General features: G+C 29.2%; 24 protein-coding genes and 2 tRNA genes. 14 read left to right on the top strand and 12 right to left on the bottom strand.

All coding sequences use genetic code 11. From position 1 onward, the window contains the following. Positions 1 to 41: 41 nt before the first annotated feature. Together udk and Q0776_RS11060 are read right to left on the bottom strand one after the other, a co-directional pair. Positions 42 to 647, bottom strand: a complete 606-nt coding sequence (udk, locus tag Q0776_RS11065; protein ID WP_298368117.1) for a uridine kinase — start codon at positions 645 to 647, stop codon at positions 42 to 44. Between the two features lie 143 nt (positions 648 to 790). After that, a tRNA-Thr gene (locus Q0776_RS11060) sits at positions 791 to 864 on the bottom strand. Between the two features lie 436 nt (positions 865 to 1,300). Between Q0776_RS11060 and Q0776_RS11055 the strand changes: the two genes are divergently transcribed. From Q0776_RS11055 to Q0776_RS11040, 4 genes are all read left to right on the top strand, one after another. Then, positions 1,301 to 1,903: a WG repeat-containing protein gene (locus Q0776_RS11055; RefSeq protein WP_298368116.1), complete on the top strand. Its 603-nt coding sequence runs from the start codon at positions 1,301 to 1,303 to the stop codon at positions 1,901 to 1,903. Positions 1,904 to 1,913: 10 nt separating this feature from the next. Beyond that, positions 1,914 to 2,360, top strand: a complete 447-nt coding sequence (locus tag Q0776_RS11050) for a DUF2267 domain-containing protein (protein ID WP_298368115.1) — start codon at positions 1,914 to 1,916, stop codon at positions 2,358 to 2,360. Between the two features lie 69 nt (positions 2,361 to 2,429). Then, positions 2,430 to 3,011, top strand: coding sequence for a CDP-alcohol phosphatidyltransferase family protein (locus Q0776_RS11045; protein ID WP_298368112.1), 582 nt, complete (start codon positions 2,430 to 2,432; stop codon positions 3,009 to 3,011). 11 nt (positions 3,012 to 3,022) lie between these two features. Continuing rightward, positions 3,023 to 4,240 carry a metallophosphoesterase gene (locus Q0776_RS11040; RefSeq protein ID WP_298368109.1) on the top strand — a complete coding sequence of 406 codons (1,218 nt, stop codon included), beginning with the start codon at positions 3,023 to 3,025 and terminating at the stop codon, positions 4,238 to 4,240. Between the two features lie 20 nt (positions 4,241 to 4,260). Here the strand turns inward: Q0776_RS11040 and Q0776_RS11035 are convergent, their stop codons facing one another. The 5 genes from Q0776_RS11035 to Q0776_RS11015 form a co-directional block, all read right to left on the bottom strand. After that, the gene (locus Q0776_RS11035; RefSeq protein WP_298368106.1) at positions 4,261 to 4,473 is read right to left on the bottom strand and encodes a hypothetical protein; all 213 of its coding nucleotides are present in this window, start codon (positions 4,471 to 4,473) and stop codon (positions 4,261 to 4,263) included. Between the two features lie 276 nt (positions 4,474 to 4,749). Beyond that, positions 4,750 to 5,127, bottom strand: coding sequence for a hypothetical protein (locus tag Q0776_RS11030; RefSeq protein ID WP_298368102.1), 378 nt, complete (start codon positions 5,125 to 5,127; stop codon positions 4,750 to 4,752). A 92-nt stretch (positions 5,128 to 5,219) separates the two neighbouring features. Further along, on the bottom strand, positions 5,220 to 6,203 hold the full coding sequence (locus Q0776_RS11025; protein WP_298368099.1) for an MlaD family protein: 984 nt from the start codon (positions 6,201 to 6,203) through the stop codon (positions 5,220 to 5,222). Positions 6,204 to 6,210: 7 nt separating this feature from the next. Beyond that, on the bottom strand, positions 6,211 to 6,951 hold the full coding sequence (locus tag Q0776_RS11020; RefSeq protein WP_298368096.1) for an ATP-binding cassette domain-containing protein: 741 nt from the start codon (positions 6,949 to 6,951) through the stop codon (positions 6,211 to 6,213). Positions 6,952 to 6,953: 2 nt separating this feature from the next. Continuing rightward, positions 6,954 to 7,736: an ABC transporter permease gene (locus tag Q0776_RS11015; RefSeq protein ID WP_298368095.1), complete on the bottom strand. Its 783-nt coding sequence runs from the start codon at positions 7,734 to 7,736 to the stop codon at positions 6,954 to 6,956. 179 nt (positions 7,737 to 7,915) lie between these two features. On the opposite strand from Q0776_RS11015, the gene Q0776_RS11010 reads away from it, so the two are divergent. After that, on the top strand, positions 7,916 to 8,851 hold the full coding sequence (locus Q0776_RS11010; protein ID WP_298368093.1) for a L,D-transpeptidase: 936 nt from the start codon (positions 7,916 to 7,918) through the stop codon (positions 8,849 to 8,851). Here the strand turns inward: Q0776_RS11010 and Q0776_RS11005 are convergent. Both Q0776_RS11005 and Q0776_RS11000 read right to left on the bottom strand, forming a co-directional pair. After that, on the bottom strand, positions 8,846 to 9,478 hold the full coding sequence (locus Q0776_RS11005) for a hypothetical protein (RefSeq protein WP_298368092.1): 633 nt from the start codon (positions 9,476 to 9,478) through the stop codon (positions 8,846 to 8,848). The genes Q0776_RS11010 and Q0776_RS11005 overlap by 6 nt on opposite strands. A 76-nt stretch (positions 9,479 to 9,554) precedes the next feature. Beyond that, positions 9,555 to 10,058 carry a nicotinate-nucleotide adenylyltransferase gene (locus tag Q0776_RS11000; RefSeq protein WP_298368090.1) on the bottom strand — a complete coding sequence of 168 codons (504 nt, stop codon included), beginning with the start codon at positions 10,056 to 10,058 and terminating at the stop codon, positions 9,555 to 9,557. A gap of 265 nt (positions 10,059 to 10,323) precedes the next feature. Between Q0776_RS11000 and Q0776_RS10995 the strand changes: the two genes are divergently transcribed. From Q0776_RS10995 to Q0776_RS10965, 7 genes are all read left to right on the top strand, one after another. Then, on the top strand, positions 10,324 to 10,914 hold the full coding sequence (locus tag Q0776_RS10995; protein WP_298368087.1) for a DUF134 domain-containing protein: 591 nt from the start codon (positions 10,324 to 10,326) through the stop codon (positions 10,912 to 10,914). A gap of 18 nt (positions 10,915 to 10,932) precedes the next feature. Continuing rightward, entirely contained in the window at positions 10,933 to 11,322 is a 390-nt protein-coding gene (locus Q0776_RS10990; protein ID WP_298368085.1) for a NifB/NifX family molybdenum-iron cluster-binding protein, read from the top strand. A gap of 124 nt (positions 11,323 to 11,446) precedes the next feature. Then, a complete protein-coding gene (gene ribA / locus Q0776_RS10985; protein WP_298368082.1) occupies positions 11,447 to 12,082 on the top strand; it encodes a GTP cyclohydrolase II in 636 nt (211 codons plus the stop codon). Next, complete coding sequence (locus Q0776_RS10980) at positions 12,072 to 12,491, top strand: thioesterase family protein (protein ID WP_298368080.1); 420 nt, start codon at positions 12,072 to 12,074, stop codon at positions 12,489 to 12,491. The genes ribA and Q0776_RS10980 overlap by 11 nt, the downstream gene beginning before the upstream one ends. Next, entirely contained in the window at positions 12,488 to 13,270 is a 783-nt protein-coding gene (locus Q0776_RS10975; RefSeq protein WP_298368078.1) for an MBL fold metallo-hydrolase, read from the top strand. Before Q0776_RS10980 ends, Q0776_RS10975 begins: the two co-directional genes overlap by 4 nt. Before the next feature lie 2 nt (positions 13,271 to 13,272). Then, the gene (tsaA, locus tag Q0776_RS10970; protein ID WP_298368077.1) at positions 13,273 to 13,767 is read left to right on the top strand and encodes a tRNA (N6-threonylcarbamoyladenosine(37)-N6)-methyltransferase TrmO; all 495 of its coding nucleotides are present in this window, start codon (positions 13,273 to 13,275) and stop codon (positions 13,765 to 13,767) included. A gap of 46 nt (positions 13,768 to 13,813) precedes the next feature. Continuing rightward, a complete protein-coding gene (locus Q0776_RS10965) occupies positions 13,814 to 15,889 on the top strand; it encodes a hypothetical protein (protein ID WP_298368075.1) in 2,076 nt (691 codons plus the stop codon). A 46-nt stretch (positions 15,890 to 15,935) separates the two neighbouring features. Here the strand turns inward: Q0776_RS10965 and Q0776_RS10960 are convergent. Both Q0776_RS10960 and Q0776_RS10955 read right to left on the bottom strand, forming a co-directional pair. Next, positions 15,936 to 16,010 (bottom strand) — tRNA-Pro (locus tag Q0776_RS10960). A 49-nt stretch (positions 16,011 to 16,059) separates the two neighbouring features. Beyond that, on the bottom strand, positions 16,060 to 16,398 hold the full coding sequence (locus Q0776_RS10955; RefSeq protein WP_298368073.1) for a thioredoxin family protein: 339 nt from the start codon (positions 16,396 to 16,398) through the stop codon (positions 16,060 to 16,062). A 167-nt stretch (positions 16,399 to 16,565) separates the two neighbouring features. Here Q0776_RS10955 and trxB point away from each other — a divergent pair, with 167 nt between their 5' ends. Both trxB and Q0776_RS10945 read left to right on the top strand, forming a co-directional pair. Next, on the top strand, positions 16,566 to 17,513 hold the full coding sequence (trxB, locus tag Q0776_RS10950; protein WP_298368545.1) for a thioredoxin-disulfide reductase: 948 nt from the start codon (positions 16,566 to 16,568) through the stop codon (positions 17,511 to 17,513). Between the two features lie 149 nt (positions 17,514 to 17,662). Then, on the top strand, positions 17,663 to 19,246 hold the full coding sequence (locus Q0776_RS10945) for a TrkA C-terminal domain-containing protein (protein WP_298368070.1): 1,584 nt from the start codon (positions 17,663 to 17,665) through the stop codon (positions 19,244 to 19,246). Here the strand turns inward: Q0776_RS10945 and Q0776_RS10940 are convergent, their stop codons facing one another. Then, a complete protein-coding gene (locus tag Q0776_RS10940; protein WP_298368068.1) occupies positions 19,247 to 20,080 on the bottom strand; it encodes a DUF2807 domain-containing protein in 834 nt (277 codons plus the stop codon). Between the last annotated feature and the right edge of the window lie 2 nt (positions 20,081 to 20,082).

The following is a 20,082-nucleotide window of genomic DNA, read 5'->3' as shown; positions in this document are numbered from 1 at the left end:
TTACGAGTGGCTTGTTTTTGAATTGCTTAAAAGTCATGTTATTATAATTTATTTGTAATAACAGTTCTAACTATATCTATTGCAACATTATTGTATCGATCGTTAGGAATAATAATATCAGCATAGTTTTTTGTTGGTTCAATAAACTGCTGGTGCATTGGTTTTAAAGTTGTTTGATAGCGATTTAAAACCTCATTTATATCGCGCCCTCTTTCCTCAATATCTCTTCTAACTCTTCTAATTAAACGTTCATCAGTATCTGCATGTACAAATATTTTTATATCGAAGATATCGCGTAAAGGTTTATTGTTGAAAATTAAAATACCTTCAACAATTACCACTTTTCTGGGGTGTGTTATTAAAGTGTCTTTTGTGCGATTATGAGTTATAAAGGAATATACAGGTTGTTCAATAATTTCACCTTTTTTTAATAAAGTTAAATGGTTTACTAATAAGTCAAAATCAATTGCCTTTGGGTGATCAAAATTTATTTTTGTACGTTCTTCATAATTTAAATGTTCTGTTTCATTATAATATGAATCTTGTGAAATTACGCAAACTTCATCAGCTGGTAATTCGTGTAAAATTTGATTTACAACAGTTGTTTTTCCACTTCCGGTGCCTCCGGCAATACCAATAATTAGCATAAAATAGTTTTAATTTTACAAATTTAATGAATCTCTTTTTGTAGTGAACCTAATTAATGCTGTTTTTTAGTGCAATTAATTTTTTAGAAGCATTTTTGGTAAAAAAAAAAGACCATCTTTTAAAGATAGTCTTTTTAAACTTGAGCCGATGGAGGGACTCGAACCCACGACCTGCTGATTACAAATCAGCTGCTCTAGCCAGCTGAGCTACATCGGCTTTTTGCGTGTGCAAATTAAATTACTTTATTGATAAAAAACAAGCTTTTTTTTATTTTTTTTAAGTAGGGTGTTATCTTTAATTTAGAGTGTAATTTTTAAGGTGTCTAAACAATAAAAAAAAGCCTTGATAAACAGTATTTTACCTTGTTTTAAACTAGGGTTTTTAAAAATAAGTTTTTTTTGAAAATTCTTTCTAAATCAAAGAGAAAGCGGATTGTAATTTCTCATATTTTAAGAGTATTAAAATAATAGGGATATATAAAGAGTAAATTGTAAAATGATAAATATCAAATTAATGGCTTGTTGAAGTTTTTATTTTGGATTAAAACGCTGAAAATTAGACTTTTTTTAACATATAGAGAATAAGTATATGAGGAATATCATTTAGGGAGAGAGAAACAATTTTTAGCTTTATTATACAAAATAAATCTATTATGAAAAATCTACTATTCTTAATTTTTTGCCTTTTGTTTAGTGGTCCAAGTTTTAGTCAAATAGTAACGGATGTTGATGCTATATATCCATTTTATGGCGAATTATCTGCAGTTCGAAAAAGTGGAACTTGGGGATTTATAAATAAAGAAGGTGTTTTAAAAATAAACTATAGAAGTGATATTGTTTTAAATAATGATTCAAATGAAAAATATCCAATTTTTAAAAATGGAAGATGTTTAGTTAAACGGTTAATTGATAATATTTATATGTATGGTTTTATAGACGAAAATGGAAATGATGTAGTTACACCTCAATATTTAAATGCGTCAAATTTCGAAAATGGATATGCCATTGTAGTGAAACTTTTAAAAGATACTATTGGCTATAACGAAGTGTTTAGAAAGCCACTTACAAAATATAAATTGGAAGAATATATTATTGATGTTTCAGGGAAAACAATAAAATATTTAGAAAATCCTATAGAATATATTATTCCTAAAAGAACTCAGCTAACTCCACCAAAAATACATTCGAAATTTATAGCGCCTGGAATTGTTGCAGTTCAAAATAAAAATAAGAAATGGAATATTTATAAATATTAATTTTAAAAATATGGCACTTAATTTTAATCAATTTGCAGTAGAAGCTAATACTTTTATGAAAGAGTATGAGCAACAAATAAATTTGAAAGGTGAAACAGATAAAGCAAGTAGAATTTTATCTGCAATTTTACATGGATTAAGAGAAATAATTTCAACTGAGGAGTCTTTTCAATTGTTAGCTCAATTGCCAATGTTTTTAAAAGCTGTTTATGTAAATGGATGGTCTGGTCGAAAAAAAAGAAAAATTAAAAATTTGACCGAATTTATTGATTTGGTTTGGCTATTGAATCAACCAACATCATTAAACGATTTTGAATCGGATGAAGTGCTAGAAAATTATATGAAAACTACTTTCATTGTTTTACGTAAATATATTTCGTTAGGAGAACTCGAAGATATTAGAACTGAGTTGCCAAAGGACATTAAGAATATAGTATACCAGAATATTATGTTTTAAAATTTAATTTTATAGAATATCAAATTGCGTTTAAAATAATGAATAGATAGTTACATTTAAAACTTAAAAATGCTAACATTTAAAAATTTTAATATTGCAGATTGGTTTTCATTTTATAGAATTGCGTCAGCGCCAATTTTACTTTTATTACTATGGTTTGAAAAACAAGAAATTTTTACTTGGCTATTGCTAATTAGTTATTGTACCGATGCAATTGATGGGTTTATTGCGCGTAAATTACAAATTACAAGTGCTCGTGGATCGCAACTAGATTCCTTTGGTGATCAAATTACATTTATTATTGGTTTAATTGGAATATTAGTGTTTGAATTTGATTTTATTCAAGAGAATTACACTTTAATAGTAATTTCGTTTTCACCATATATTTTACAAATGATTTTAGCTTTTTTAAAATATGGAAAGGCTACAGCTTTTCATACATATTTAGCTAAATTATCAGCAATTATACAAAGCATATTTATACTTTGGTTGTTATTCTTTGAGCCAATATATTGGTTGTTTTATGTTATGATTATTCTTGGGATATTAGAAACTATTGAAGAGATTACCCTTATTTATATGTACGATAATTGGGTTGCTGGAGTTAAAGGGATTTATTGGGCATTAAAAGATAAACGAAGAAAGAAATAATCAAATATACTATGAGATCCTATCCGTTTTCTGCAGTGTTATTATTATGTTTTGTAATTTTATTAGTTGATATTTTTGCTTTTTATTGGTTGTTATCTATTACACAAATAATTACTACTTTATTGGTGAAATATGTCATTTATGCTGCATTTTGGATATTTACAATTGGACTTATTGCTTCAATAATAATTTTAAGAAGTAGGTTAAAAAAAATACAAGCTTATAGAAGGCAACTTTTTATTTCGTCGCTATACGGGTTAGTGGTTGTGTCTTTAGTTCCTAAATTTATTTTTGTAGTTGTTTTTTCTACACTTTATTTTACAAATTATATAATTTCAAAAGAGGCGTCATTAATAGTGTTACCCTTAATTGGTTTAGTATCTGGATTTCTACCTTTTTTTACAATTTTATATGGAATTTTTAGCACAAAATATAAGTTTGAAGTGCGTAGAAATATTATTAAATTTAAAAATTTACCGATTGATTTTAATCAGTTGAAAATTGTTCAAATATCAGATTTGCATTTGGGAAGTTTTAGTTTTAATTATGCTATTTTAGAAAAAGCCGTTACAATAATTAATAAATTAAATCCCGATTTTATTTTTTTTACCGGCGATTTGGTAAATAATTATGCTTGGGAGTTAAAAGGTTGGAGTAGTGTTTTGCTAAAGTTGAAGGCTAAAATGGGTAAATATGCTGTATTAGGAAATCACGATTATGGTGATTACAGTAAATGGAAATCTTTAAAAGCTAAACAATCTAATCACGAATCGATAAAATATTTTTTTAAAAAGATAGAGTTTAATTTATTGCTAAATAGTGCTGAGGTTGTAACACTTAATAAAAACAAGTTAGCAATAATTGGTGTCGAAAATTGGGGAATACCACCATTTAAGCAGTATGGAGATCTGCAAAAGGCGTTGGCTGCAGTAAAAGATGTTAAATTTAAAATATTGTTGTCGCATGATCCAATACATTGGAGTAAAGAAGTTGTTCGTAAAACGGATATTTCACTAACTCTTTCAGGACATACACATGGAATGCAAGCTGGTGTTCAAACTAAAAACATAAAATGGAGTCCAATAAAATACAAATATAAACATTGGGCCGGATTGTATCTAATAGGAGAACAATATTTACATGTTAACAAAGGGCTAGGTTGGTTAGGGTTTCCAGGAAGATTAGGTATGCGACCTGAAATTAGCTTAATTACAATTGGAATTAAATAAACTTTAAAATTTAGTTCAATTTAAAAACCAACTTTGTTTGTTATTGTTGGAAGTTCCCAAGCAATCATTTCTTTTAAAAAACCTTCAACTTTATCAATAATAAGTGCTTCTGAAATAGAGTTTGGAGTAAATGTTTCAGGCTCTTTTTCATTTGGTCGATTATCTAAATTTTCGACAAAAGGATAAAGTATAAATACATTTACATCTCCACTATATGATTGTGAAAAAACCAAAGCGCCTCCTTGTATAAATTGATAAGATGGTATTTTATTGGTGCTTGTAATAAGTTCAGGTGGAAAAGAGTCAAATGTTATATTTACAGCTTCATTGGTGTTAATCCAACTTAATTCTTGTACTCGCCATCCAATATCGTATTTTTTTACTATGGTATTTAAAGTGGAAATAAGTAGTTTTTTTGTTTTGGTTTCCCATAGAATTTTCTTTTCAACAACAGATTTTATAATCGTTTACCAATGATTCTAGATTATCTGTTTTCATTTTTTTTAATTTTAATTATTTCTTTTTGTTGAAGGTGTTCTTCTTTTTATAATAGTATTATTATGATATTTTTTAATGTTGTCTCCATGATAATTTTTGATGCGAACTTGGCGGCTTCTTCTTAAATTAATACCGGCATATTTTGAAGGTAAAATTTTAACAGATAACCAGGATCCATTATTAAAATAAATATAGTTTTTTTGCGTAAAATCATAATAAAACTCAAATTCGGGGAAGTAAACATATCTAACATGTTCTACTCTATTTGGATAAAACCATGGTGGAGGAGGAGCGCCTAATCTTGATGAAAATACGACAGGGCCACAGCTTAAGAGTGTAAATACAACTGTAAAAACTGTGCTTACTAGTGTTAAACTTACTTTTTTCATAATTGTAAAATTTATATTATACAATTTACTAATACGCCAATATAATTGGAATGATATATCTCAATATACATGGAAAAAAAGCATTGTATTAGTTATTCTTTTTTAGCTTCTTTTGCTTTTTGTCGCTCTATTTTTTTAAAATAACCTCTAAAAAGAAAATTATGTTTAAGGGCTTCTAAATTTTCATTTAATTTAAGGCTTCCATCTTTTATGTTTTTTACTGTTTCATCAATGTTTTTTACAAGTAGTGTATCTTTAATAATATAATTTAAAGAACCTTCACTGGTTTTTAAAGATTTAAGCAGCTCATTTATAGTTGAAACTGAAGCGTCCATTCCAGTACTCGATTTATCTAAATTTGTTATAATAGATTTCATTTGAAGTGCTGTAACTGAGTCGCTTAATAACACAGCGGCCATACTTTCATTATAATTAATAGACTTTATTATTTTGTTAAATTCATTTAAAGAATTTGAAGCGCTGCTACTTGCTGTTTTTAAATTTTTAACGGTTGTTTTTAGATTTGTTGCCATTTCGGGGTCATTAATTAGCATACTTAATGTGCCATCACCAGTTTTTATTGATGTGGTTATTTTTAATAAATCTGATGTTAATAATGAAATATTATCATTGGTAGTATTTAAGGTTTCCAACATGTCGTTTGTTGAGATTTTACTATATGATTTTATTGTATCTCCTGGATTTAATGGAGGAGCAAACTCTTTTTCAGGAGCAATATTAATTACCATACTTCCTACTAAACCATCGGAACTAATACCTGCAACGGCGTTTTTTTTAAGATGTTTTAAAAACTTATAATCTATATGCATGTCCACACATATTGTGGTGTCATTAATCATATGTATATTTTTTACCGTACCAACATTAATACCTGAATAGCGAACGTTATTTCCTAAAATTAAGCCGTTTACATTATTAAATACGGCACTTATTTTAAAGTTCTTGCTAAAAAGATTTTGTCTGTTACCAATAAAGTACAAGGCAATAATTAAAAATAGAGAACTTATAATTATAAATAAACCTAGTTTTATTTTATGTGAATTTGATTTTTTCATAACCTTGTTATTTAAAAAATTCCTGAACCTTTTTATCTTTTGAAGCGGATAAATCGTTAAACGTACCTTCCATATAATTGATGCCGTCTATAAGCAAAATCATACGATTTGAAATAACTCTGGCGCAATCCACATCGTGTGTTATAATTAGTGATGAGGTTTTAAATTGTTGCTGTATGCCTTTCATTAGCTGTATTATTTCTTTTGATGTAATTGGATCTAAACCAGTTGTTGGTTCGTCGTAAATAATTATTTTTGGACGAAGAATTATGGCTCTTGCCAATGCAATTCTTCTTTTCATTCCTCCAGATAGTTCTTCAGGCATTAAATCTATGGCGCTACTTAGTCCAACATTTTCGAGTGCTTCACTTACTAATTTTTCACTTTTACTTGCGTATTCTGGAAACTTTCTAAGTGGAAATTCCAAATTTTCTCGAACCGTCATTGAATCGTATAAAGCACTTCCTTGAAACAGAAAACCAATTTCAGATCTTAAATTATTGAATTCTTTTTGATTGAGTTTTGAAATATCCTTTCCCATAATTTCAATTGTGCCGGTATCGGGTTGCATTAAGCCAACTACACATTTTATCATAACAGATTTTCCAGAACCAGATTTACCCATTAATACCAGATTTTCCGCTTCAAATAAATTCATATTAAAACCATTTAAAACGTGATTATTTCCAAAACTTTTTTTTAAATTTTGAATTTTTAGTACGGGTTTTATGTTTGTTATTTTGTTCATTGTTAAATTTCAAAGAAAATATCAGAGATAAATACAGCAATAAAATCGATTACAAATAATAGCATAGATGCGTATACAACAGCAGAATTAGATGCTTCACCAACACCAACTGTACCTTTTTTGCAGTTGTAACCTTTAAAACAACCTACCAGTCCAATTGCAAATCCAAAGAAAAAAGATTTAATTGTGGCTGGAATAATGTCAGAAAATTTTAGAGCATTAAAAACCTTGTTGTAATAAAGTTGAAATGATACGTCTCCCTTTAAATTTTCAATAAGTGCAGACCCAACAAGTGCAATTGTATCGCCAAAAATTATAAGTAAAGGTAAAATTAATGTTGCTGCTAAAATGCGTGTTACCACTAAGTATTTAAACGGATTGGTTCCAGAGACTTCCATTGCGTCTATTTGTTCCGTAACTCGCATAGAGCCTAGTTCTGCTCCAATTCCAGAACTTAGTTTTCCTGCGCAAATTAAGGCAATAATAACCGGTCCAAGTTCTCTTACAATTGAAATACTAACCATTGATGGCATCCAAGATTCAGCGCCAAATTCCATTAACGTTGGTCGTGATTGTAAGGTAAAAACCAATCCTAAAATAAAACCAGTTACGCCGACTAATAGCAACGATTTATTTCCCATTTTATAACATTGCAATAGCAGTTCGTTAAATTCAAAGGGCTTTGAAAAAAGTTCCTTAAAATAGCGTGACGCAAAAAATGAAAGTTCACCAATTTCTATTAGAAAGGTTTTTGTTTTTTGTGCTATTTTATGTGAAATAGTCATAATTAATAAGCTTAATTAGAACGTGTATATCAAAGGTAAAGCAGTTTTGATTTTATTTATATGATATTGGTCAAGTTAAATAGCTAAAACAGCTTTAAAAAGTGATATTTATTATTTTTTGAAAGCTTCTTTATTTATAAATTTAGTTAGGGAGAAAGCAATGTTTTAAAGCTAATTTTATGAATTTTTTAAAATTAATAGTGAATCATGTAAGTATATTGTTGTTGTTTTTAATAGTTCCTTTATCTATAAACAATCAATCTTTAATTTCTAAAAAATATTATAGGGATTACTGTGTTCGAGATTCGGCAAAGTTTATACTGGTTCCTAAGAACATTTTAGTTAAAAATTATTTTCCATTCCTAGATTCCGTTATTAAATATTTAAATAGTAAGGAAGATTTAAACTTAACTGAGCACCTTCTTGTACGCTACAATCCTTGGATTATTGATTCTTTGTCGCAGACCGATTATTATAAAATGATGGCTAAAGATTCATTTGTTTATGATCAAAAAGAACTTATTGTTTTAAAAAAAGGAAGTAAAATTTTAATTCCTGATTCAATTGCTGTTTCAAATTTGCTTACTATTTTCGATAATACTTATATAGATATTAATATTCCGGAGTTTAAACTTCGAGTTTTAGAAGATTCCAGAGAAATATTAAAATTTCCGGTTAGAGTGGGAAGAAATGAAAAAAAATATCTTAAAATGGGTGATAGAATTACTGATTTAAAAACGATACAGGGAATTGGGAAAATTGTAAAACATGTAAAAAATCCTGATTATTACAATCCAGTAAATGGGCATAGGTATTATTTAACAAAACGAGATGATAATAAAATTACAAAATTACCTCAAGTTCCTTTTCTTGAAACAGAAATAAATGGCGTAAGAAATGGGCAATTAATTCATCCAACAACAAATCCAGAAACACTTAGTAAAGCATATTCTAATGGTTGTGTAGGAATAGGAGAAGGTGATGCTTGGGAACTCTATTATTATGCGCCTATAAATACAAAAGTTGTTATTAGGTATAATTTAAAAAGTGTAGATAGTAAAGGTGATACTCTAACTTTTAAAAACATATATGGCTATAAAACTTCTCCATTATAATGTTGGAATAATATGAGCAGTTTCTAAAGATTTTAGAATTGCTTTGTTGCATCCTTTAATTGCATTTTTAATTTTCTGAGGATTAATAAGATTGTAAGATGCAATCCAAACCAAATCTTTATTATTATCGGTGCCAATATAAAATAAGGAGGTTTCAATATGAAAAACCTTATAATTGTCATAATAGTCCGTATCGAAATAAACATGTTGATTTAAAAAATAATAATTTTCAAAATCGTTGAATGTTGTATTGTTGTCGAAAAGATTTCCTTTGTATGGTGTTTTTTCTTCATAGCCTTTAACGGTTGCAATTAGAACGGAATCAAAACCTAGTTTAGATAAATTAGAAACTTCTTTATTAATGGTAGTTTCAGCTTGCTCTAAGGTTGTAAATGAAGGTTCCAAAATATTTGATGCTTCATAGGCATTAATACCTCTTTTTATGAAGGCGGAACTAAGCTCACTTTCGTAAATTTTTTTTGCAATTGTATTTGGTGTTGCTCCTAAAATTAGGACTTGTTTTGGTTCAAACTCTGAAAATGAATCATTGCTCCAACTATCGGCTATTTGAGTTGAAGAACAACTAGTTAATAGTATAATAAAAAATATAACTCCTATTTTTAACATAACTAGTTGTTGTTTTTTAGTTAGAAAAAAACTGCTTGAAGGCAATTTAGCTTTCAAACAGTTTTAAAATGGTTGACTATAAGAAGTTTCCTTCAGCATCAACTTTAATACGAATACGTTTATCATTATTTTCTAAAACGATTTTGTATTTTTTGCTTATGTTGCCTGATTCGTGGTAGTTAACCAAATATACATCTTTTTTAAAAGTCCAATTAGGATACTGTTTAGCAACAGATTCTATAACTTCTCTTGGAAGAGCAACATCATTAAATTTTTCAATAGTACGTATTATATTACCATCTTTATCGTAAGCTACAAGAATCTTGCCATCTGGAATATAAAAATCAACCGCATAAGTATCATATTCATCACGATAAAACTCGGCATTTTTTAAGTCGAAACTGGCAACTTTCTGTTCAAGCATTGAAACATTAACATCTGCATTTTCCAAACCTACTTTATTTAGGTATTTGTAGTTTGTTGCAGCAATAACAACCTCAGATAATTTTTCAGTTCTTATCTGGGCAAAAGATTGGAAGGCAAATCCAAAAACTAATAAGCCAATTAATATTTTTTTCATAATTCATTTAATTTTAGTTAATCACTTACTAATGTGAAGGTAAAAGGTAATTTATTTGGTAACAATGAGGATGGTCACTTTTAGTTTAAATTGTTGGTTTAAATAGATTTATCGGTATGATTCTCATCAATTTTTAAAAAAATAAGTTCAAATTCACTCTCAAAAATTATTTAGTTAATATTTTGTAAAATTTGATTAATTAATTTTATTATGAACGTAGGTTCATTATATTTGTATTTTATTTCTAATGAAATTTTAATTATTAATGCCTCGACCAGAGAAAAACAGGAAAATAGGCAGACCGCCACTTATGCAAGGTTTTAAACCTTTTGGTATTCCATTATGCAAAATTGAAAAGATAAAATTAACATTCGAAGAGTACGAAAGTATTCGTTTGGTTACGTATAACAGGCTTCCTCAAGATAAAGCGGCAGAACAAATGAACATTTCTCGACCAACTTTAACACGTATTTATAACAAGGCATTAAAAAATATTGCAAAAGCATTTGTAGAAGGAAAAGCTATTGAATTTGAAGGTGGAAATTATGAATTGGATAAGGAATGGTATCGATGTGCAAAGTGCTATAATTTAATAGAAAACCCTAGAAATCAAAAAAAATGTAAGAATTGTATTGATTATAGTGAAGATGAATTAATAAAATTAAATAATAAAGTTATGCCTAATTTAGATCACAAAGGTCCGGATGGCTTAGGACCAAAATCGGGACGAAAACTAGGAAAATGTCGAAAAACTGAAGCCGAAAAAAAAGAAATTGTAGACTTGGGAGCTAGAAAAGGAAAGCAACACTGCAACGGCAAAGGGCAAAGAAAAAAAGTACACAAAAAGAAAGATTAATATTATAATATTTAAAAAATGAAAAAAATAGCAATTCCAGTTTCTGAAAATAATCAATTAGAAGACCATTTTGGTCAATGTGAATTCTACGGTATTTATACAATTTCTGATAAAAATGAAATTATTAATGCTCAAATATTAGAATCGGAGCAAGGTTGTGGGTGTAAATCTAATATAGCCAGTGTTTTAGCTATGCAAGGTGTTACTTTAATGCTTGCGGGAGGTATAGGAGCAGGCGCAATTAATGTTTTAAATAATTCAGGCATTGATGTGTTACGTGGTTGTTCAGGAAATGTGACCGACATTCTTGCTCAATATATTAATGGACAGCTAATTGATAGTGGGGAAAGTTGTTTACAGCACGAACATCACCATGGAGATGGTGACGGTCACAGTTGCGGTCATTAATATGAGTTTATAAAACCATTTTAATTGAATTTTTTCATTCAATTAATGGAAAAATATAAGCTTCATTTTAGACTAAAACTATATTCAATATCAAAAATTTACAATTAGTAAATAAGCTGTTCTAATGAATCAAAAAAATTCAACTATTACCCAAGGGGAAACTATTCAACTGCCTACTAAATATGGTCATTTTAAACTTATACCATTTCAAGAAAATTTAAATGGAGTAGAGCATATTGCATTAATTAAGGGCGATTTTAAGTTAAACGAAATTGTTTTTACTAGAATTCATTCTGCTTGTGCTACCGGAGATTTGTTTGGCTCCTTAAAATGCGATTGTGGAGAGCAGTTAATTGAGGCTATGAAAATGATTGAGACCATTGGCAAAGGTGTAATTGTGTATTTACAACAAGAAGGAAGGGGAATAGGGTTAATGAACAAAGTAAAGGCATATAAATTACAAGAGCAGGGTTTTGATACACTCGAGGCAAACTTGCATCTTGGATTTGCTGCAGATGAGAGAAATTATAAAATTGGAGCCGAGATTCTAATTGCTATTGGTGTTAATAAAGTAAAATTAATAACCAATAATCCTGAGAAAATTAATGGTTTAGAGCAGTATGGAGTCGAAGTTGTTAATCGCATTCCGTTATTAATAAAATCAAATAAATTTAATAAAGATTACTTAAATACAAAAGAAATTCGAATGGGACATTTGTTAAATGAGGAAGAGCAAGAATATCAGTGTTATGATAACTGATATTTTTAAATTTAGACCTCGGTATGGGGAAGTAGATCAAATGGGGTATGTATACCATGCTAACTATGTTTCTTATTGCCATCAAGCACGTACAGAAATGTTAAGGAAGTTTGGGATTTACGAGAGTGAATTTGAGAAAAATCAGATATTGTTGCCTGTAATTTCTTTTGATATAAAGTATAAAAAACCAGCTCATTTCGATGAACTTATATCAATTAAAACAACTATTAAAGAAATGCCGCAAGTGCGTGTTAATTTCGAATTTGAAATAAAAAATGAACACAATACCTTATTGAGTAGAGCTAAATCTACTGTTGTTTTTGTAGACAGTCAATCGCGTTTACCAATAGCTGTTCCTAAATTTGTATTGGAAACGCTAGAGCCCGAATTTAAAAGTGAGTGTTTATGAAAATAACTGTACTTACGGAAAATTGCGCAGGATCTGTATTTCTTGCAGAACATGGATTATCTTATTTAATTGAGCATAAAGGTGAAACAATATTGTTTGATACTGGGCATACAGATGTTTTTATAAAAAATGCCAGTAAACTCGGAATTAATATTCAAAAAGAAGTAAATAAGGTTGTTCTTAGTCACGGTCATTGGGATCACGGAGATGGATTAAAATATCTTCAAAATAAAACGTTAATTGCTCATCCCAATGCTTTTATTAAGAGATTCAGAAAAAATGAAACGGCTAATATTGGGCTAAGCCTACCAAAAAGTGAACTCAAGCAAAAATTTAACTTAGTTTTAAAAGAAGAACCATATTATATTTCAGATAGCGTTGTTTTTTTAGGACAAATTCCAAGGTTAAATGATTTTGAAGCAAAAGAAACACCATTTTTAGATGAATTTGGAAAACCTGATTTTGTAATTGATGATTCTGCAATAGCTATTGTGCAAAATAAAGAGTTAGTAATAATTACAGGTTGTTCACATTCGGGAATTTGTAATATTATAAGTTACGCACAGAAAGTTACTGGTATTAATAAAGTAAGATTGGTAATTGGTGGTTTTCATTTAAAGCATAACAATCAACAAACTATAAATACTATAAATTTTCTTAAAAATAATAATATTAATAGTATATATCCATCACATTGTACTGCTTTGCCTGCACTAGCTGCTTTTTATATAAATTTTAATATAGAACAACTAAAAACAGGGATGATTTTAAATTTTTAAAAATGGAATTAAAACAAATAACTATAAATCCTATTGGAATTGTTCATACTCCTTTTAATAATGTTGAAGGAATGCCAATTCAACCACTAGCAGCGAAAGGGATAAAAGGTTATATTGCACTATTTCCTGAATATATAGAAGGGCTTAAGGATTTGGATGGGTTTTCACATATAACACTTTTGTATTATTTTCATAAAATAAAAGGCTATAATTTAACTGTAAAACCTTTTATGGATACATTAGAGCACGGGATATTTGCCACAAAATCACCAAAACGTCCAAATTCAATTGGCTTTTCAACCGTTAAACTGTTGGGAATTGAAAAAAATATAATCCATATTGAAATGGTTGATATGCTAAATGAAACACCTTTAATTGACATAAAGCCTTTTTTTTCAAGGTTTGATAACAGAATAAATACTAAATCTGGATGGTTGGATAAGCCTGAAAACTTGCCAATTGAAAATCTTCGGGCGGATACTCGCTTTAAAAACTAACACAATACAAATAAATTTAATAAATTTATTTTTTAATAAATTACTTATGACAAACAATATACTTATTGAAGATCAATATAAAAGAACAAGCTTATTTGAAAAAGAAAATGTAAATTATCTGGTCAGAGTTTTAAAAAGATTCAATACAGTTCCTAAAATAAACAGTATAAACATTATTACAACTAACAGAGAGCCAAATTTATTTAAAATAGTTCCAAATAAATCTATAAAAATTGGTTCAGCTTTTTTAGATAAGCCCGTTTTAGCGTTGATTTATTTAAGATATGGAATAGAATGGCAAGTTTGGTATAAGTCTTTGGGTAACGATAAATCTAATACTATTTTATGTGATTTGGCGGCCTTAAAAGTTACTCAGGTGTTTTATGATTTGCTTCCAAAAGAGGATAAAGAAAAATTGGAAAAACTCGATTATTTTTTAATTGATAAGTTTAGGAAAAATGAAGATTTTAACGAGCAATTTTTACAAAAGCATAATGAGCTCCAGTCGTTTCATGGATTAAGTTGTTCAAATAAAAATGTTGAAGAGTCTTGGAATTCTATTCTTGAAAATCTCGCTAAACCAACTGAATATTTATTAATGTCGGGTGGAGATCTTAGGCTAAATATAGATGAGTTTCAATTGCTTAATAAATATGGTTGTAGACCTTTTCCAAGACCAGAAGCATTTACTTTTGCTTCATCTACTGCAACAAGCGTGTCAAACTTTGCTTTTGATAAAACCGATAAAACAAGGACTATTTTAATTCAAAATAGTTTAAAAAAAGGTTTTAAAAATACAACTTTAGAATTTTCAGAATTATTAAAGAATAACCTAAGGAAAGCACTAAAAATAAATGATGAATGTCAAATTATATTTTCTCCATCGGGTACAGATTCTTCTCTTCAAATAGCGGCAATAACTCAAATTATTTCAGATAAAAAAATTACACATGTTTTAGTCGCTTCGGATGAAACCGGCAGTGGAGTTCCTGCAGCATTAAAAGGATGTCATTTTGAAAATACAACAGCACTCAATTATCCCGTTAAAAAAGGAGATACGGTTGAGGGTTTTAAAGATGTTGATTTAATTGAAATTCCTTTAAAAAATGAAAAAGGCGAATTAAAAACAGTAGCTCAATTGGATGACGAAGTTTTAAATGCAATTTCAAAAACCAATGATTTAGGAAGGCATGTTGTGCTGCATACAATGGATCAATCAAAGCTAGGCTACCAATCGCCTAGTGTAGAAATGATAAAAAAATTAGATAAGCTTCATAATCTTTCAATTCAAATAATTGTAGATGGTTCTCAACTTAGATTAGATCCAAAAGACATACAAAATTATTTAAATAAGGGTTATATAGTTACCATAACAGGTAGTAAATATTTTACTGGGCCTCCTTATTCTGGAGCGTTAATTGTGCCAAAAAGTGTAAGCAAAACAATTGATGCGGTTAAGAAAAAATTACCAAAAGGTTTAAATAATTATTACAACCATACCGATTGGCCAACTACTTGGTTTTGTTCAAAAGATTTATCAGATGGATTTAATTATGGTTCTTATATGCGTTGGAATGCAGCTATAGTTGAAATGGATAGGTATTACAAAACACCAATTTTATATAGAAATTTAGGGATTGAAATGTTTTGTAATTTTGTTGAAGATTCCATCAAGGATTCCTCGTTTTTAGAACCTCTTTTTAAAGAAGAAACTAAAATTAACTCGTATAATTCTGAAGAGTTTGGACTTAGAAATATTCGTACTATTTTTCCGTTTTTTATTCTTAATAATAATAATGAAGTGCTAGATGTTGATAAAGTGAAAAAACTTTACACGTTGCTAAATTCTGATCTTTCAGAACAATTTAAAGATTCTTCCCTTGAAATAATGAGACTTGCAGCTCAAAAATGTCATATTGGACAAGCTGTAAATGTAAAATATGGAAATGATATTCAAAGTGCAATTTTAAGGATTAGTTTGGGAGCAAGAGTTATATCTGAAAGTTGGGTAAATAGAGATATTAGTATTTATTTTAGAAATATTGAAGCACAAATGAGTCAAATTACCGTAATAATAAAAAAAATAGAGCTTATTCTTAACAATTCTGAATTGCTAAATTAGATATAAATAAAAAAAGCCTTTCACAATTAGTGAAAAGCTTTTTTTGTCGGGGTGGCAGGATTCGAACCTGCGGCCTCCACGTCCCAAACGTGGCGCGATAACCGGGCTACGCTACACCCCGAATAATTTCGGACTGCAAAGATAATACTAATAATATATTTTGCAAGTTATTATTCAAAAATAAGTTCATAAGGTCGTTTTAGAGTTTCTTCAAGCTCTAAAATACTAAAGCTTCTGCTTTTTTTAATTGTTTCTTTTCCTTGAAAAAATACAATAACAGTAGGTTCTACAAATACAGAATAATTTGCCGCAATATTTGGAGCCAAATTCATGTCAACACTAAAAGTTTTAATTTTTGGAAATTTAGATTTAATTAGGTCGTTTATTTTTGGTTCAACAGCTTCTCCAACTACACAAGAGTTAGTTTTGAAATAGAGTAGTACAGCCTCATTTAAAACTAAAATATTTTCTAATTCTTCTTGAGACGTAATTGCATTTTTTATATTCATAAAATGTTAAAATTTATTCAAAAATACAATTTATTTAGGGGTTTATTGATTAAAATAAGACCTATTACAAAAGCTTATAAAAGCATTATTAAAAATTATAAACATTGGTGTTAATATCTAATAAAATGCCATAAATTTGTTTCTCTAAAAATTAAAATGAATAAATGATGTCAGACACAATAGAAAAAATAAAATGTTTAATTATTGGTTCAGGACCAGCAGGTTATACGGCAGCTATTTATGCTGCGCGTGCTGATTTAAAACCAGTTATGTATACAGGTATGCAAATGGGAGGTCAATTAACAACTACAACCGAAGTTGATAATTTTCCTGGTTATCCAAATGGAACGGACGGCACAGCAATGATGGAAGATTTAAAAAATCAAGCAGAACGTTTTGGTACCGAAGTTAGGTTTGGACTAGTTACAAGTGTAGATTTGAGTTCGGAAGTAGGAGGGGTTCATAAAATTACTGTTGATGAGACCAAGCAAATAGAGGCTCAAACAGTTATTATTTCTACAGGCGCAACTGCAAAATATTTGGGATTAGAAAGTGAACAACGACTAATTGGAGGAGGAGTTTCGGCTTGTGCAACTTGTGATGGATTCTTTTATAGAAATCAAGATGTAGTAGTTGTTGGAGCAGGAGACACCGCAGCTGAGGAGGCAACTTATTTGGCTAATATTTGTAAAAAAGTTACAGTTTTGGTTAGAAAGGATTATATGAGAGCGTCCAAAGCTATGCAACATAGAGTTAATAAAACTAAAAACCTTGAGGTTAAATATAATACCGAAATAGATGAGGTTTTGGGAGATAAAGTTGTTGAAGGTGTTCGAGTTTTTAACAATATAACTGGAGAAAAAGAAGTAATTGATGTAACCGGTTTGTTTGTAGCAATTGGGCATAAACCTAATACAGATATTTTTAAAGGAATTTTAGAAATGGATGATACAGGTTACCTAATTACAAAAGGAAAATCTACAAAAACAAACTTACCAGGTGTTTTTGCAGCAGGAGATGTTCAGGATAAAGAATATAGACAAGCTGTAACTGCGGCAGGAACAGGTTGTATGGCAGCACTTGATGCCGAAAGATATTTGGGAGCTCTAGATTAAAAATTAGCATGTGATATTTCAAACCCAAGTTTTTACTTGGGTTTTTTGTATTCAATATTTTTTATTGCAATCGTTTTCGTGATTACTGCAATTAATTATTAAATGAGTCTGAAATACTAAGTAATTTTGTTCTTCAAAAAATTATAATTATGAATTTATTAGCTAATAGTTATTTTGTATTGTTTTTAATTATTTTAATTGGTTTTATAATTGGCCGCATTAAAATAAAAGGTATTTCATTAGATGTTTCGGCAGTAATATTTGTAGCCTTGGTTTTTGGTCATTATGGTGTTGTTGTGCCAAAAGATTTTCAATATTTAGGATTGGTACTATTCATTTTTACGATTGGAATCCAGGCCGGACCAAGTTTTTTTGAATCATTTAAAAAAAATGGAAGAGAATTGGCAATGCTTGCGAGTATGCTAATTGTAAGTGCAGGGCTTATTACATTTTTAATATATTATTTTTTAGGAGTAGATAAGAACTTGTGTATTGGGCTGTTAAATGGATCGTTAACAAGTACGCCTGGATTGGCAGCAGCTATTGACGCAACAGGTTCTCCATTGGCATCTATAGGATATGGTATTGGTTACCCTTTTGGTGTAATTGGTGTTATTTTATTTGTAAGTTTTTTACCTAAAATTCTTCGTGTAAATCTTAAAAGTGCAGAAGAAACATATAAAAAAGAGGTGCTTACAGGTTTTCCTGAAATAACAAGAAAATATTTTGTTGTTGAAAATGAAAACGTTATTGGTAAAACTTTAGGAGAGTTAAATATTCGATTTATGACCAAAGCTGTCATTTCTAGAATTATGCACGATGGAGTTGTAATTGTACCCGAACCAAAAATAGTGTTTCATAAAGGAGATATTGTTAAAGCAGTTGGTACAAATGATGCTCTTGAAAGAGTAAAATTGTTAATTGGTAACGAAACTGATCAAGAAATTCCTTCAGATAATAATTTTGATATTCGATCGGTACTAGTTACAAACAAAGATGTGGTTAAAAAAACATTGGGACAATTAAATATTTTAGAGACATACCGAGCAACCGTAACTAGAATACGTCGTTCAGGTATTAATATTTCTCCTAGCCCATCAACAAAATTACAATTTGGTGATAAATTAATTGTTGTTTGTCATAAAGATACAATGAAACATGTAAGTCGTATTTTTGGAGACGACACAAGCAAACTTTCCAATACAGATTTTTTACCTATCGCAACCGGAATTATATTAGGTATTCTAGTAGGGAAATTAAGTATTAATTTTAGTACTTTTTCATTTAGTTTAGGTTTAACCGGAGGTATATTATTAGTAGCTCTAGTTTTAGGGCGAACAGGTAAAACAGGACCAATTATGTGGACTATGACGGGTGCAGCCAATCAACTATTGAGACAGTTTGGATTGCTCTTTTTCTTGGCAGCAGTTGGTACTAGTGCAGGTTCTAGTCTTGTAGAAACGTTTTTAGAATATGGAATTGAATTATTTATCTATGGTATTGTAATTACATTAATTCCAATGATAATTACAGCAATTTTTGCAACCTATGTGTTAAAATTAAATATTTTAACCATACTAGGTACTTTAACGGGTAGTATGACAAGTACGCCTGGTTTAGCAGCTGTTGATAACCTAGTAGATACGGATGCACCGGCGGTGGCTTATGCAACTGTTTATCCTATTGCAATGGTATTACTTATTATAGTAGTTCAAATATTAAGTTTGGTTTAACTAGAGTTCCTTTTTATATAAGGTAGCTTTATCAAAAAATTCTAATAAGGTTATTTTAGGATTGGCATAAATGTATACTTGAGAGGAGTTTTTAGCACGTACATCTATAGATTCTTTCGCATTAACCCAAACGTTTGACGAATTTGTTGCGTTTAAATCAATTTCTTTTGAGGTAAAATTTTTCCCTTTAAATGAACTGTTTCCAGAGGTGTCAATGTTTGTCCAACTTGTTGATCCAGTTAAGTTTAATGAGGATTTATCTATTAAATTAATTACCGTTAGTTTAGAGTCTAAAACAGCCTTAATATCTGAGGTTTCTTCACCTCTAATATTAATTTCATTCGTTAAAATTTCAAGTTTTAAATCACTTGTTTTTTTAGAATTAATGTGTAGTAATTTAGAATTTAATTTTAAACTTATATCGGCATTGTCAAATGCATTTACCACAAGTGTATCAATAGATAAAGAGTTGTTTGATTTTATATTTGCATTATTGTAAACAGAAATATCTTTTATGCTTTTGTTTACATCAATGTGAATAGTTAGCGCTTTTTTTCTAATTATTTTGTCATTTAATTTAATGCTTAAAGTTCCATTACTTACTTCAGTTAAAATACTGTTTTGTAAATTAGAGTCAGCTTCTACTCGTACCGATTGAAATTCATTGTAAACCAACTCTACATCAACATCGTCAATAACTTCAATTCTATTAAAATCCGATATATTTCTATCTTCTGTTTTTACTTCTTTATTTCCTTTTAATTTCTGTTGAGAATTTACATTCGTAATTATTAAAAATGTAAATAGTATGGCAATTTTATAAGAATAATTCATAA

It is taken from the genome of uncultured Lutibacter sp., assembly GCF_947495725.1.
GTDB lineage: Bacteria > Bacteroidota > Bacteroidia > Flavobacteriales > Flavobacteriaceae > Lutibacter.
This window is presented reverse-complemented; position numbering and strand designations above follow the sequence as displayed.

Bases quoted from the DNA above. Each gene is read 5' to 3' on its own strand.
- ribA (WP_298368082.1), top strand. From the start codon at position 11,447: ATGAATCAAAAAAATTCAACTATTACCCAAGGGGAAACTATTCAACTG.
- Q0776_RS11050 (WP_298368115.1), top strand. From the start codon at position 1,914: ATGGCACTTAATTTTAATCAATTTGCAGTAGAAGCTAATACTTTTATG.
- Q0776_RS11000 (WP_298368090.1), bottom strand. From the start codon at position 10,058: ATGAAAAAAATATTAATTGGCTTATTAGTTTTTGGATTTGCCTTCCAA.
- Q0776_RS11030 (WP_298368102.1), bottom strand. From the start codon at position 5,127: ATGAAAAAAGTAAGTTTAACACTAGTAAGCACAGTTTTTACAGTTGTA.
- Q0776_RS11025 (WP_298368099.1), bottom strand. From the start codon at position 6,203: ATGAAAAAATCAAATTCACATAAAATAAAACTAGGTTTATTTATAATT.
- Q0776_RS10955 (WP_298368073.1), bottom strand. From the start codon at position 16,398: ATGAATATAAAAAATGCAATTACGTCTCAAGAAGAATTAGAAAATATT.
- Q0776_RS11045 (WP_298368112.1), top strand. From the start codon at position 2,430: ATGCTAACATTTAAAAATTTTAATATTGCAGATTGGTTTTCATTTTAT.
- Q0776_RS11020 (WP_298368096.1), bottom strand. From the start codon at position 6,951: ATGAACAAAATAACAAACATAAAACCCGTACTAAAAATTCAAAATTTA.
- Q0776_RS11040 (WP_298368109.1), top strand. From the start codon at position 3,023: ATGAGATCCTATCCGTTTTCTGCAGTGTTATTATTATGTTTTGTAATT.
- Q0776_RS10990 (WP_298368085.1), top strand. From the start codon at position 10,933: ATGAAAAAAATAGCAATTCCAGTTTCTGAAAATAATCAATTAGAAGAC.
- Q0776_RS10965 (WP_298368075.1), top strand. From the start codon at position 13,814: ATGACAAACAATATACTTATTGAAGATCAATATAAAAGAACAAGCTTA.
- Q0776_RS11005 (WP_298368092.1), bottom strand. From the start codon at position 9,478: ATGTTAAAAATAGGAGTTATATTTTTTATTATACTATTAACTAGTTGT.
- Q0776_RS10940 (WP_298368068.1), bottom strand. From the start codon at position 20,080: ATGAATTATTCTTATAAAATTGCCATACTATTTACATTTTTAATAATT.
- Q0776_RS10995 (WP_298368087.1), top strand. From the start codon at position 10,324: ATGCCTCGACCAGAGAAAAACAGGAAAATAGGCAGACCGCCACTTATG.
- Q0776_RS11015 (WP_298368095.1), bottom strand. From the start codon at position 7,736: ATGACTATTTCACATAAAATAGCACAAAAAACAAAAACCTTTCTAATA.
- tsaA (WP_298368077.1), top strand. From the start codon at position 13,273: ATGGAATTAAAACAAATAACTATAAATCCTATTGGAATTGTTCATACT.
- trxB (WP_298368545.1), top strand. From the start codon at position 16,566: ATGTCAGACACAATAGAAAAAATAAAATGTTTAATTATTGGTTCAGGA.
- Q0776_RS10945 (WP_298368070.1), top strand. From the start codon at position 17,663: ATGAATTTATTAGCTAATAGTTATTTTGTATTGTTTTTAATTATTTTA.
- Q0776_RS11010 (WP_298368093.1), top strand. From the start codon at position 7,916: ATGAATTTTTTAAAATTAATAGTGAATCATGTAAGTATATTGTTGTTG.
- Q0776_RS11055 (WP_298368116.1), top strand. From the start codon at position 1,301: ATGAAAAATCTACTATTCTTAATTTTTTGCCTTTTGTTTAGTGGTCCA.
- udk (WP_298368117.1), bottom strand. From the start codon at position 647: ATGCTAATTATTGGTATTGCCGGAGGCACCGGAAGTGGAAAAACAACT.
- Q0776_RS10980 (WP_298368080.1), top strand. From the start codon at position 12,072: ATGATAACTGATATTTTTAAATTTAGACCTCGGTATGGGGAAGTAGAT.
- Q0776_RS10975 (WP_298368078.1), top strand. From the start codon at position 12,488: ATGAAAATAACTGTACTTACGGAAAATTGCGCAGGATCTGTATTTCTT.